The organism is Candidatus Fokinia cryptica, from assembly GCF_034359305.1.
Classification (GTDB): Bacteria; Pseudomonadota; Alphaproteobacteria; order Rickettsiales; family Midichloriaceae; genus Fokinia; species Fokinia crypta.
In genome coordinates this window covers 351812-366148 of record NZ_CP110343.1, presented here as the reverse complement: position 1 = coordinate 366148, position 14337 = coordinate 351812, and the positions used below count along the sequence as shown (strand labels likewise).

Sequence of the window (14337 nt, the reverse complement as noted above, 5' to 3'; positions counted from 1 at the left end):
ATTATATACGTTTAGAAATATTAATAGCTAATTTCGTCAAACACATTACGAATTTTCTATGAATTTCTGTAACTTTATTTGTCATATACTGAGCATTTGCAGAATCACGATGCATTTCTTCATCTTCTAAAAATTTCGATACCTTATCCTTGAGCTCTTCTAATAGAGCTATATTTGCTTCTAAAGAACTGATGTAACGGAGCGCATCTATTTTTTCAAGTTCAGGTAGATTCACACTTCTCTCTTCCTCCCTTTGAAGCAAAGCTAATTGATTAGCAATAATAATTGTGATTTGAGATAATTGCCCACTGTAATGTTCAGACACAACTGTTTCTACTCCGTCAATACAAGACATAGTACCTTGATGTTGCATTAGAAATGTACTAATAAAGCCTATACTTTCACTGCATATCCTCCATACAGAATTCACAATACTAGGTCTAGAATAAGAAGAAATTTTAGAGATGAAGTACTCCATATGTTCCTTCTCATTTTGAAGCATTGTCTCTATATGAGTGATCTCACACATATGAAATGTTTTATATATTCTCAGATGACCATTATACATATATACCGCACCTAACTCACCGGCATGATTGACTCGAATAAATGAACTAATAATCTTCCTTACAGAGAAAACGCCTCCCATAACCTTATGAGTAACGTCTCACTATTTTTTCTATTCTTTCCATCCCTGCCTTAACAATTTCAAGTTTTGGTCCAAAACTTATACGAATATAATGCCTGAATCTAACGTCTGCTAATACGATATCACTTTGATCATCAAAACATATACCTGGAACTACAATCACACACTCCTGTAAACAAAATTCTGTGAATCTCGCACCATCTTGTAAAATAAGAGGAAGATTAGAAAGATCTGCCCAAACATAAAAAGCTCCCTGAGGGACAAGATCGATAACTATACCAATATCTAATAACTTTTTAACAACATAATCACGTTTAGCTTGAAAACAACTTTGAATGCCTTTTACTTCAAGAGCAGCCGCATTTACATTTAATAAATGAAGTATATTTTTCTGCACAAGATTTGATGCTCCACCATCCATAAAAGCTCCGCAATCTGCTATAGTCTTTATTATCTTTTTAGAAGCAACGATCCACGCTAAACGTAATCCTGGATATCTCCAATTTTTTGTCAGACCATCTACAATAATTACATTGCTACTATCTACTGCTGTTATATATTTTGCAGAAGAGAAGGTATATGGAGGATTTACTTCAGGGCGATCATATACGTAGTGGGAATACACCTCATCCATTATCAGTATGAAATTTTCTGCCTCTGCAAGCTCAATAAGTTCAATCATCTGCTGCTCATCTGTCAATCTTCCTATAGGATTTGAAGGATTGCTCATTATTATTGCGGTTATTTTATATAATCTCACACTTTCTCTTAATTTTTCAATAGAAATTGAATATCCATTTTCTTTATTTAGTAGGATTGGTATTGCGTTATGCTCCTTAAAGAGTCCAATTATATTCTGATAAGGAGTATAATCTGGAACAAAATATCCTATATTTGCTGAATCCAAACTAGCTACGATTTTTGTAATGGCTAACCTTCCTCCTGATGTCACTAAAATATTATCATCACTATATCGTGATACAGAATCTCTATATCTACTATTATACAGTCCAGCAATTGCATCACGTGTATCACTCCTACCCTCTACTGGAGCATATTCCGATGTAGAATCATCATTTCTTAGAGACGTCATCCTACTTACCTCTGATAATGCTTCGGTTTCCGGAGCACCCTGCCCTAAATTAGCCCACAAAATATTTCCACTATAATACCCGTACTTTCTAGCTTGATTCATGATACTTATGATTCCTGTCTCGGAAAAGTTTTTCATCATTTTTCGTTTCGTAATAAGAGAAAATAAAATATTGTTTCCTAACTAATGTAATATCTTACAATAAGAAACTTGTATTGTTATCAAATTGAACAAATCTCACAAGTGTAATTCATGTTCTTTTAGCAACCATATAACACTTCCATTACCAATAACTTTACTAAATTTCCACATCACAATCTTCGATGTAGTACCTTTATATCCGCTTATGATAACATCATTGCTACTTACTGTATAATCTATTTCCTCTGACTGAATTTCAACTGAAATAGTTGCAGATTGATTATTTTCTGATATAACGGCATCTACTATATCAACATCCCTAACAGAAATAACGTTTTTTACGACTTTATAACCTCTTTCTTTGTTTTTAAGCATTACATTCTTTAGCTTTGCATAACCATCGTATTCCATTAAAACTTCCAATTCATCTATACTGTCTGAAGTGATACTCTTTTGTATAATATAATATACTTTCTCTACACTATGGAGAAAGTTTTCAACATTAAAACTATGCTCAACCTTCCTAATATTATCTATAACATTTCTTAAAGACGGTGATATACGAGCTTCTTCTACAGACATATCACTTTCTCTACTTGTAGCACCTTCTAATACACTCTGAGCTTTTGGTATCACATCTTTCATCTCTTTAGAGTCCTCATATTGTTTTCTTTGTGACACGCGTTCTGCAACATTATCTCTATCTACCTCTCCTAATATAGCAAAAAGCTTCCTTATGATAAGAAAGGCAACAAAAGCGAGGAAGACAAGTTCTACTATCTTATGCATTTTTAGCAACCGAAGGACTTCACGTGTTTATTGTATACTGAAAAATATAAAAAGAAAGCACCTCTACAATTAAGATGAAGGTATACTCCAAGATTCTCCTATCTCTAAATTTCTCAATCTCTTCGGATTTACATTGTTATATTTAATAGCTTTATCAAAATCCTCTTTAGCACATAAATAGCATTCATTAGACATCTTAAATGTCATATGATGCATACTACACCCATATTGAGCATTTAAATCTAAAAAAGCTAGCACCGCTTCAAATGGAGACATATGTACAGGATTACCCATCACTTGAGGAAGAGAAGAGCCAATTGGAAGTAATGCAAGTCTAAATGAAGTATATTTTCTTGACATATCTAAAAAATGATTCCCGTATGCTGTATCTCCAGCAAAATAAATATTACCTATTGGTGCTTTAATTACAAATGCTCCCCATAAAGCAACATTTGCATCTATTATATATCTACTAGACCAATGTAGTGCTTCTTCTGCAATAACACTTAAATTAGGCTTTATAGCAAGCTCTTGTCCCAACTCGCAAGTTTCTACTTTTATTTTACTATTACTTTCATGAATCACAGTATCATTTCCAGATAATGAAATAATTCTTGGATGATCTCTATTCCACAGGAGTTCTATAGTATCTAAATCCATATGATCATAATGATTGTGAGATATCAACACTACGTCAATATGTGGCAAATTATTGAATTGTATACCAGGTTTATGAACCCTCTTTGGTCCGCAACATTTCCATGGAGTAGCTCTCTCACTCCATATCGGATCGGTTAGTATATTAAGCCCCATCAACTGTATGAGAAATGTTGAATGTCCTACCCAAAATATTTTTATTTCGTTTCCATCTACGCTACTTTTTGGTATAAGATCAAACTTATTTGGCATCGAATCTGGCCATTTCACGGTTTTTGTAGTTAAATTTCTAATAAGATGTTTCACTATACTAAAATTATCATATGCCTTACTTTTATGTCTTACAAACTGAGTATTATACACTACAAGTACTATACATAAAATAAAGAATACTATTATCAGTATCTTTATAAGCTTCTTTATAAACATTAATGATTAAAATTATACAGTTCTCTATAAAGCGTCTTTAGGTGAAATAGATATTTTTTGTTAGAGAAAAACTTTTTACTTATACATTATCGCTACTTATCACTAACAGTTTTCTTACAAAAAAAATATGTACACACTATAAAAAAATTAACGGATATTTTTTTTCTAAACGTTATATTTAACCCTTTTTTCAGTAAATTAAAACCCCCCTCAGCATAATCAAATTATTAAAAAATAAGAATTTCAAAAATAGATGAGAGCAACTTTATTTTATGATATAGTCATATATCTTTTTTCGTCTCAATTCTATGAGCAAATATATCTTTATAACAGGTGGAGTTATATCATCCCTTGGAAAAGGAATTGCTGCAGCTTCCATTGCTGCCATTCTAGAATCGCGTGGAGTAAATGTGACAATTTTAAAACTAGATCCCTATATTAACGTTGACTCTGGAACAATGAATCCATTTCAACACGGAGAAGTATTCGTAACAGAAGACGGAGCAGAAACAGATCTTGATCTTGGTCATTATGAACGTTTCCTTCATATAAAAATGAAAAGAAGCAATAATTTTACTACTGGTCAAATTTATGAATCAGTAATCGAAAAAGAACGAAATGGTGAATATCTCGGTAATACTGTACAAGTTATTCCACACATTACCGATGAAATTAAACGCAGAATTTACAAAGGAGCAGAAAATTTTGATATCACAATTATAGAAATTGGAGGTACAGTAGGTGATATTGAATCATTACCATTTCTTGAGGCTATTCGCCAAATGCGATTTACTCATAGTAATCAAAATACCTTATTTATTCATTTATCATACGTTCCATTCATCACAGTATCTCGAGAAATCAAAACAAAACCAACTCAACATTCAGTAAAAGAATTACAAAAACTCGGGATTCAACCTGATATTTTATTATGTCGTATGGATCGTAATTTACCGGAGGAAGATAGACGAAAGATCTCTCTTTTTTGCAATGTAGAAGAAAGTTCTATCATTGGGTGTTACGATTCTGATTGTGTTTACAAGATACCTAGCATGCTTCATAAACAAGATATTGATACTATTATCTGCAAAAAGCTAAATATAAGCGATTTACCTGTAGCTAATTTATCTTCATGGAATAACATAGTAGAAATGATAAAAGAACCAACTGAAAGCGTCAACATCGCTATAGTTGGAAAGTATGTAGAACTTACAGAATCGTATAAATCATTATCAGAAGCATTTAAACATGCTGAAATTCATACTAACATCCGTGTCAATATCTTCTATATAAATTCTGAAGATATTGAGCGTAATGGTACAGCGCAACTTACAAAAATGGATGGTATTCTTGTGCCAGGTGGTTTTGGTAATCGTGGTGTAGAAGGTAAAATTGCCGCTATACGTTTTTCACGAGAAAATAATATCCCGTATCTTGGTATTTGCCTTGGTATGCAGATTGCACTTATAGAATATGCAAGAAATGTTGCAAATATGGATAATGCAAATTCAACAGAGTTCGATGCAAGTACTAAATTTCCTGTTGTAGCTCTAATTCAACAGTGGATAAATTACGATGGAAATATAGAAGCACGTGATAGTAATTCTAATATTGGTGGAACAATGCGACTTGGCAATTATCAATGCAATCTCTTACCTGATTCCCTCGCTACTACCATTTACGGTAATAGTGTAATTCATGAAAGGCATCGCCATCGTTATGAAATTAACAACTATTATGTCCCATATCTAGAGGAGGCAGGACTTGTTATAAGTGGTTATTCAGCTAGTACAGAAAAGCTTGTAGAGACAATAGAACTTCCACAACATCGTTGGTTTTTCGCATGTCAGTTTCACCCAGAATTCACATCTACACCACGAGATGGACATCCTTTATTTAAGGCATACATTAAAGCTGCATTAAGCTATAAAAAAGATAAGAAATAAAATTAATTCAACTATTTTTACATAAGTACAACAATCTTCTTATCCGCTATTTCGTTTCTGTAAAGCACTCATTATGAGACTTACTATTATGGTAGCTGCTGGAATATACATTAAAACATGTCTACACGAGCTTACATCATACATCTCATACGTATTAGCAAACGGTTCTAAGATGAGGAAAGATAGCGTTATTATGGTATGAAAAAACATGCCCGCCATAGTCCCTATACAATTCAGAAACGCAGTGATTACCGCTGAATCATACTTACCTGCTACTTGATTTCCAATAGAGTATATAAGCACTTGTGAGCAACTTAAAATACCAATAAAAAAGAGGCATATATTGATTATCACTGGATGATATTGCATTCCGGAACATGTATATAGTACTAGTAGACTAATAAAGATACTTGATAAACTAACCACTTTATAATATCCAAATTTTCTCCCAAAAAAAGCTGCTATAGGCCCACCAACTATCATACCTATGAACACATACGATACAATTCCAGCAGCGGCACTTTCGGAAAGAAAATACATTTTTCTGAAGTATAAGGCTCCCCATACATTTGCAAATGCCTCGTAACTGCCAGATATTAACAAATTACTAATCCCAAGCATAAGAAATATCGGATTTTTGATAATATTCAATAACCCTCGAAGAGATAATACATCGCCATCATTATTACTATTACCAGTACGTAGAAAAAATAGTACTAGCACGGAATCAATAACGCAGAACATAATCATAGGTATCACAACTGCGTACAACCCTAATTTATTTATCATTTGTCCGATAGGTTCACCTGCGTACACTGCTCCACAAAATCCAATACTAAACGCAAGTGAGAGCATTATAGGGTAAGATTTCTTGGAATACAGTTGAGACGTAACAATAGCAGTTGATAAAAATGCAACTCCAGAAGTCAAACCTAAAACGAACCTACTCAATAGCATTAGGTAAAAATTTATAGGCAAAAGAAACGGTATTATAGAGATTCCGGATAGTAAAATACATACAGATAGTAACTTTCTGATCTCATACCTTCTTACTAAAAGAGCAAATGGTATTTGCAAAATTGGAACACCATATGTCCATGCCGAAACGACTAAGTTAAATTGATTAGCACTAAGTCCTGCACTCATCATTTCTTTAGTGATAAGCATCGGTAAAAGTTTAGGAATAAACTGATACGTAAAAAACGCAAGCGGTAGTAAAAAAACGAAAAGCGATGCTACATGACCTCTTAGATTATGCATTGGTGGAGATACGGGAAGTTATTATATGCTTTATATATTCTCGTATATGAAAATGCAATTCATTCCTATACATCCAATGGTACATGAGATACAGCATTTTATATGCATTTAAATCGCTGATGAAGTTAATACATTTCATCTATATCTTTTTAAAAATTAAAACACAATTAGTCCCACCAAATCCGAAAGAATTGGACATAGCATAAGATATATCAGCTTCTAAAGGTTCATTTAATATGATATTCATATCTTTCGCCTCTTCTATCAACTCTGACACACCTATCGTAGGAGGTAGTATTTTATGCTTCAATGCCATCATACAAAATGCTGCTTCAATCGCTCCAGCTGCTCCAAGCAGATGCCCAGTATATGATTTTGTTGCTGATATTGGAATGTCTCGATAGTTCTTTCCTAGAAATTTTTTTATTGTCGTTATTTCAATCAGATCTCCTGCTGGAGTCGAAGTAGCATGAGCGTTAATATATCCTATATCAGAATGATTAATTTCAGCATCTTTTAAAGCTTTTTCCATTGCAGACATAATGCCGATACCTTCCGTTTCTGGCATTGTGATGTGATATGCATCACTCGTACTGCCATAACCAACAATTTCACAGTAAATTTTTGCATTACGTTTTTTCGCACTTTCATACTCTTCTAGCACGAAAATTCCAGCACCTTCCCCCATTACAAAGCCATCTCTTTCAACATCAAATGGCCTTGAAGCATTTTGAGGAGAAGGATTTTTAGATAATGCACGAGCTGCTTGAAAACCTGCTAATCCGAATCTACATATAGCAGCTTCAGAACCTCCACATAACGCCACATCTAGTTCTCCTGTAGAAATAATCCTAGCTGCTTCTCCTATAGCATGCGCTCCTGAAGCACATGCACTAACAATCGCATGTGACATTCCTTTAAACCCGTATTTTATAGATAAGTGCCCATTAGCTAAATTAATAAGAGTAGATGGTATGAAGAAAGGGCTAATCCTTCTTGGACCAGCAGATTCAAGGATCTTCATATTTTTTTCAATTGCGAGAAGTCCACCAATACCAGAACCTACTATCACTCCTGCTCTCATTGCTTTTTCCTCGGAATCACATAAGTAACCTGAATCCTTTATTGCTTCCTCCGCAGCATGTATCGCAAATTGTATAAATCTATCCATAGAAGAAATTTTTCGAGCTTCTATGTACTTTTCTGGTACAAAGCACATTTCTTCATCACTACAGTCATTTGTTTTAGTATCTGAAATATATCCGGCCACTTTTGACATGAGATCTGAAGTATCGAAAAGCGACTCCGGTATAACTCTTATACCGGAACGTCCTTTCATTAAAGAATCCCAACTCTTGTTTACTGTAATACCGAGAGGCGTTATAGCTCCAATACCAGTAACAACGATTCTTCTTTTCATCCTGTTATAAGAATTGATATCATGTGGGAATTATCTCAAATTTTCTGATTTTATCAACATTCTATTTATAAAATTCTGAGCATTTTGTACAATTTATGAAAAATACATGCAGTTATGATAAGTCACATATCAGGATATCCTGAAATCGCAATAAAGTATCAGAACATGTTCTGTTGCATGATTCAAAAAATGCAGAAGGAACTTCACTCGTATGGATTTGAAAGCTTAGATACATCACCAGTAGAAAAACTCGATGCATTGCTATCTAAAAGTGGCGATAACGAGATATACGGAATACAAAGAGCGAATGATAGGGGTAGTAATTTTTCTCCAGAACTAGGATTAAGATTTGATTTAACGTTTTCTTTCGCTCGGTATGTTGCTCAACATAGCAATGATATTATTTTTCCATATAAAAGATATCAAACTGGATATGTTTGGCGTGGAGATAGACCGCAAAATGGACGTTATAGACAATTTTATCAATTCGACATTGATATAGTTAATAGAGGAAATGAACTATTTTGGTCTGAGGTAGAAGTAGTATGCTTACTCTCGAAATGCTTGCACATTTTAGGGTTAGATAAATTCACTATTTTAGTAAATCATAAAGATATCTTGAGTGGTATATTCGAAAGCTTAGATATTCCTCAAGAAAAATTTCTTGAGATCGCTAGGTTACTTGATAAAACAGATAAAATTAAGATCGATACATTTGCAACATTACTAGAAGAAAATAACTGCAATAGAAAACAAATTGATAAGATATGCGAATTAGTAGCGATTGATTTTACTAAAGAATCAATGGAAGTACAAACAAAGATACTAGAACAATTTACGTCTTCGAAGAAATTTCATGAAAGCTTGGAATATATGAGAAAATTGATAGCTTTTACAAAAAATCTAAACGCATTTCATGATAACATAGTACTAATACCACGATTAGCTCGTGGCTTAAGCTATTATACCGGATTTGTTTGTGAAGTAGTTACAGAAAGTGATTATAAGCTAGGCAGTATATGCGGAGGCGGTACATATTCTAATCTTATAAGTAATTTAGGTTCAAAGCAGCAGTATGGAGGAGTTGGTGTATCAATAGGATTGTATAGATTATTTAAATTGCTTACCGATACATATCAAGAAAAGTACGAAAACACTATTATGATCACTACTCAGGATTATTCGATGATGGTAGTGTATATGAAACTAGCAAACCAGCTGAGAGCTTTATCATTAAATGTGTTTGTGTATACTGAAAAACAAACCCTTTCAAATCAATTAAAATACGCTTCTAAAAGAAAATTTAAATTTGCTATTATATTTGATAAAAAAGAGCATCAGGAAGGAGTTGCAATATTAAGAAATATGGAAGAAGGTATACAATCTACCGTAAAATTAAACGAATTGCCTCATATTGTAGGGCGAATGGTAGAAAATACGTAATATTCAGCATACATTTTGATACAAAGATCTTTTTATTCAAAAATTCGCTATATTTTTGAAAATAACAGATTATCAACTTATAAAATGGCGGAAGGAAAGGGATTCGAACCCTTGTTACCTTTTGGGTAAACACGCTTTCCAAGCGTGCGCCTTCAGCCGCTCGGCCACCCTTCCATCGAGTTCATAATTATAGATTTTATATAAGATGTAAATGATATCTCTACAATATTTTAAATATACCATTTCATTACATCCTAATTCGTAAATCCATTTAATTGAATAGAAAATACCTTCATTACCCGATATGCGATTATCACGCAGAGCAATATAAAATCGTTTTTTATTTACTTTTTGAATTATCTTTTACTATAGCAGTTATATATCCGTCAGATACCTGTATTTCAATCATCGATTCTTGCAATGCAAGATCTCTTGACTGTATTACAGTACCGTCTTTGGTTCTTACCACAGCAAAACCACGTTTTAATATATCCTTATAATCGAATTTTAAAAGTTTTTGATTATGCATATTTAACGAGTGTTCAACTTGCACTATCGAGGAATTAATATCTTTAATAACATCAGCTAATATTCTTGCTACTTCAGTTTCATATCTTTGCAATCTTCCTTCAATACTCCTACCGCTCTGAATTATAGCACTTTTATGCCATTGTATTCTTTCGTTATCATATTTGTACTGAGCACCGACAACCTTACGCATATCGCTGCACATACTGTCTATACTAGAGCTTATTCTTTCGAATTTTGATTCAAGCCTTGAGCAATTATCATTGAGTTGATAACCAACATCAATTGCTATTTCTTTTAACTTTGAACGTACTTTATCAGAGAATTTTTCTATATTACGCTCGAGTATATTATATTTCTCATTAAGAGTTCTGTTTGCACTTTCCAATTTATTTTTAGCTTCATCAAACTTTTTCTCAAGCACATACATAACATCTTGCATTGCTCGAGCATGCTGTAAGTCACCAATACTTTTAATAGCAGCTTCTGCTGCTGCTGTTGGTGTATGTACTCCTTTATCTGCTACGTGCTCTGAAAGCGTACTATCCGGAGCATGTCCAATCCCAGATATAATAGGGATTGTGCAATGATATATTGCTTCTATTATAGCTTCTTCATTGAATGTCTGTAAATCAGATACAGATCCACCACCTCTCGCAATTATCAATACATCCGGCTGAGGAAGCTCTTGAAAATTCATTTCAACTGTTTCTTCTGTAGTCTTTTCTATAAAGTTATTTAACTCAAAGTCCGTATACTTTGGAAGGGATTGAAATTTCTGCAATGCGTTACATATTTCAGCGACTGCTGTTTGCCCTTGCACACTTACATCGAATATAAAAAGAATTGTAGGTATACGTTGAGAAATCGTATTTACTATGTCTTCTATTACCGCACCTTGAATTGATGTTATCACTCCTATTATTCGTGGGAACGGAGGTAACTTCTTTTTCCTCTCTTCTAAAAAATATCCTTTCTCTGTATACTCTTTCTTGCGTTTTTCAAATTCTGCTTTTAAAGCCCCTTCTCCACTAATCTCAATTGAAGTTGGTTTTAGGTAATAACTAGAGTTACTGACAGAACTAAGAGAACCTATACATATCACTTCTACTCCTTCTTTTATCTCTGAACTAAGTTTAATATTTCTACTATTATTTTCCCAAATTGTGACTTTTAATATTATATTCACTGATGATGAATCTTTTAACTTACTCGCTGATGATGAATCTTTTAACTCTATAAAAATATGCCCTTTTCTTCGATCTATGGATGAAATTTCTCCACGTACTTTAATATCTAGATAACTATTCTCAAGTAGTCCTTTTACGTGCCGTGAAATCTCTGTTACCGAGTATATTTTCACTTCCTTCGATACGTTTCTAGAACTACACGCTTCGATCTTCATTATATTACTCTAAAAATATTTTTTTTATTTTCTGTAAGATACCTTCAACAGAACTAGTACTTCTCAGCATTGTATACTTCCTGTGACGAATCTTTTGATCGTTAATAAATTTTAGAACTCCTATAGCATTTGCATATTCCACTTCTAACCTATCATCTGGTGAAAACTTCTTTATCGGTCTCCCAATTCTTGTTTTAATACCTGACATCTTTCTAATCAACTCATCTATACCAACAATTTTTGTAGAACCACCTATTAGCACACATGCACTTACTTTTTTCATCCACTCATTTGGACATTTCTTTAGTAGCATCTCTATTATTTCTTCAATTCTTGCTTTTACTATTTCATCTAACAATGCTGTAGTGATTTCTTGATCGTATTGTGTGTCGCAATCTTCAATTATCACTTGTCCGGATTGTTTATACTCAAGTAAATTAGCATGCAGATTCTTTATCTTCTCCGCATCCTTTATCTTAACACCAAATGTCTTAGCTATATCATTCGTAATATTCATACCACCATATGGCACATATCCAATATACACCATGTGCTTCTCATGAAATATCGAGATAGACGTCACTCCACCTCCAAATTCTATAACACACACACCTAATTCTGTTTCATCTTCCGTAATAGTGGAACAAGTACCAGCATAATGCCCGCATACATAATGATTTACCGATATTCCACAATTCTCAAAGAAACTTGAAATATTCATTATTGTAGAATCTTGGCATGCAACAAAGTGCGTATCACAAATTAATGTATTACCATGCATTCCTATCGGAGACACTATTCCATCATAACCATCTATAGAATAATTATACACAAAACTATGTATCGTATCTAAGTTTCTCTTTTTGCAGTTATTATTATCAGCTTCGATAGCCATTTTATTAATATCTTTGTATGTCACAGCGTGACCTGCAATATTGAGTTTTGTCTCAGTAAGAATTGAAGTGAGAACACTTGAAGGTAGTGTAACATACACATCAGTCTTTTTATCGTTCATATGACGGAAAAAGTGACTAAAACAGTGTCTAACCACATCACGTAATGCATGAGGATCTGCTATGACTCCTTCCTTTACTCCAACACTAGAAGCACAATATGAATCTATAATCTCTATTCCGTCTCTGATGTCACTCACTTTAGCGAGTATCATAGCAATTTTGGAAGTACCAACATCCACTACAAAAGTATTATTGCTTTTTGATTTCGCTCTCATTTAACCTATTCATGAACTACAGATGTGCTCTTATTAGGGAGGTAATGGTAAGAAAATTATACGTACTTTACAATACTTCATAGATAGCTAAATGCCATAGTTTAGAAGATTATAAAGTAGATACTCAACTAATATATGAAATTATAGCAATGATTATAATTTATATCTGTAGGAAAAATATACTACCAATAATAATTTATTTCATTTACCATTGAATGATTGAAATTATAGATAGGGGAAATATTACATATTTTATCACCTAAAAATATAGACATCGATAAATTACTACTTCTAAGCAACTAAAATGATTGTAAATACAAAAATCACCGGATAATAAATGAATCTTTAGTAGATTTAAAGTGAAAAAGAATATATTTCATATAAATTGAATATTTCTCGATTTAAAACGAATGAATATCAAAATACCTTAAAAATATTTTTATAAAAGATAATTATTTTACAACAGCTTTTTATAAAAGTGAATGGATAGTACTCGACTAAGTAATACAACGTTTTTTTTACATCCAGAAGTAAAAAAACTTACTACATATCCATGATCGTGAAGAACTAAAATTTTACTCTAAAAAAGTAAGTTTTAGAAACACTGCAAGCTCATATACACAATTTTACCGCGATACTATGTTCAACAATAACATCATTGGTACATCAATCCTGAAATCATCCAACGAAAATAATAAAAAAACACAATAAGCTAGAAGAGGCTAGGAAGACTCATGGCTAAAAAGTGGAAGAACACGAAGTAACAAATGAGTAATTCTCATGAGCCACTCTCCTATAAAGTATAAAGAACAGCAGCTCCCTTCTATGATTTACAAATATTCACTAAATAATATCCAAAAAAAACTACAGCTTTATCAATAGAAATTACAAAATTCTACCCATAACAAATACTATGCTCTCCCCGCAGCCTAAAAAGACAAAAAGATTAATACAAAATCTACTACCAGTAATTAAACTACCAAATAAAAACTTCAGATAGAACAAATTACGCTATTTTCTTAGCTAATACCTTACGATAAGTAATAGAAACAATAACTGATGCAGCAGCATATATAAAGCAAGGATCTAATAGACCTAAAGCATGCTCATGACCGTGATGCACAAAACTACCTGCCACAATACCAACAGCAGAGAGCATTAAAGAGCCCATTAAAAAAGAAGCTTCGGACTCATAACCCAACTTACTATTAATGAACTTGCGCCATAAAGAACGTAAAGAAATTACTAGAAATAAGCCAAGAATAAGAAAAGAAGGAACAATATGAAGGAAATTTAAAACGCTATGCATAGTCACTAATTATGTATGTTCAACTCGATGTGAGCAT

The 14337-nt window shown here is 33.0% G+C and carries 11 protein-coding genes and 1 tRNA gene; 2 read left to right on the top strand and 10 right to left on the bottom strand.

All coding sequences use genetic code 11. From position 1 onward, the window contains the following. Position 1 precedes the first annotated feature (1 nt). The 4 genes from Fokcrypt_RS01720 to Fokcrypt_RS01705 all read right to left on the bottom strand — a co-directional run bounded on the left by Fokcrypt_RS01720 (position 2) and on the right by Fokcrypt_RS01705 (position 3758). Entirely contained in the window at positions 2–649 is a 648-nt protein-coding gene (locus Fokcrypt_RS01720) for a demethoxyubiquinone hydroxylase family protein (protein WP_323722481.1), read from the bottom strand. 4 nt (positions 650–653) lie between these two features. Then, the gene (locus Fokcrypt_RS01715) at positions 654–1883 is read right to left on the bottom strand and encodes a pyridoxal phosphate-dependent aminotransferase (protein ID WP_323722480.1); all 1230 of its coding nucleotides are present in this window, start codon (positions 1881–1883) and stop codon (positions 654–656) included. Positions 1884–1979: 96 nt separating this feature from the next. Beyond that, positions 1980–2672, bottom strand: coding sequence for a Tim44 domain-containing protein (locus Fokcrypt_RS01710; protein WP_323722479.1), 693 nt, complete (start codon positions 2670–2672; stop codon positions 1980–1982). A gap of 69 nt (positions 2673–2741) precedes the next feature. Continuing rightward, a complete protein-coding gene (locus Fokcrypt_RS01705; RefSeq protein ID WP_323722478.1) occupies positions 2742–3758 on the bottom strand; it encodes an MBL fold metallo-hydrolase in 1017 nt (338 codons plus the stop codon). Between the two features lie 308 nt (positions 3759–4066). On the opposite strand from Fokcrypt_RS01705, the gene Fokcrypt_RS01700 reads away from it, so the two are divergent. Next, on the top strand, positions 4067–5704 hold the full coding sequence (locus Fokcrypt_RS01700) for a CTP synthase (RefSeq protein WP_323722477.1): 1638 nt from the start codon (positions 4067–4069) through the stop codon (positions 5702–5704). Between the two features lie 39 nt (positions 5705–5743). Here Fokcrypt_RS01700 and Fokcrypt_RS01695 read toward each other — a convergent pair whose 3' ends face one another. Beyond that, on the bottom strand, positions 5744–6964 hold the full coding sequence (locus tag Fokcrypt_RS01695) for an MFS transporter (RefSeq protein ID WP_323722476.1): 1221 nt from the start codon (positions 6962–6964) through the stop codon (positions 5744–5746). Between the two features lie 139 nt (positions 6965–7103). Further along, positions 7104–8384 carry a beta-ketoacyl-ACP synthase II gene (gene fabF / locus Fokcrypt_RS01690; protein WP_323722475.1) on the bottom strand — a complete coding sequence of 427 codons (1281 nt, stop codon included), beginning with the start codon at positions 8382–8384 and terminating at the stop codon, positions 7104–7106. 114 nt (positions 8385–8498) lie between these two features. Between fabF and hisS the strand changes: the two genes are divergently transcribed. Next, complete coding sequence (hisS, locus tag Fokcrypt_RS01685; protein WP_323722474.1) at positions 8499–9827, top strand: histidine--tRNA ligase; 1329 nt, start codon at positions 8499–8501, stop codon at positions 9825–9827. Positions 9828–9912: 85 nt separating this feature from the next. Here hisS and Fokcrypt_RS01680 read toward each other — a convergent pair. From Fokcrypt_RS01680 to Fokcrypt_RS01665, 4 genes are all read right to left on the bottom strand, one after another. Then, positions 9913–10001, bottom strand: a tRNA-Ser gene (locus Fokcrypt_RS01680). A 166-nt stretch (positions 10002–10167) separates the two neighbouring features. Continuing rightward, the gene (locus tag Fokcrypt_RS01675; protein WP_323722473.1) at positions 10168–11760 is read right to left on the bottom strand and encodes an exodeoxyribonuclease VII large subunit; all 1593 of its coding nucleotides are present in this window, start codon (positions 11758–11760) and stop codon (positions 10168–10170) included. A gap of 4 nt (positions 11761–11764) precedes the next feature. After that, on the bottom strand, positions 11765–12991 hold the full coding sequence (gene ftsA / locus Fokcrypt_RS01670; RefSeq protein WP_323722472.1) for a cell division protein FtsA: 1227 nt from the start codon (positions 12989–12991) through the stop codon (positions 11765–11767). A 1006-nt stretch (positions 12992–13997) separates the two neighbouring features. Next, on the bottom strand, positions 13998–14300 hold the full coding sequence (locus Fokcrypt_RS01665) for a hypothetical protein (protein ID WP_323722471.1): 303 nt from the start codon (positions 14298–14300) through the stop codon (positions 13998–14000). Positions 14301–14337: the final 37 nt, after the last annotated feature.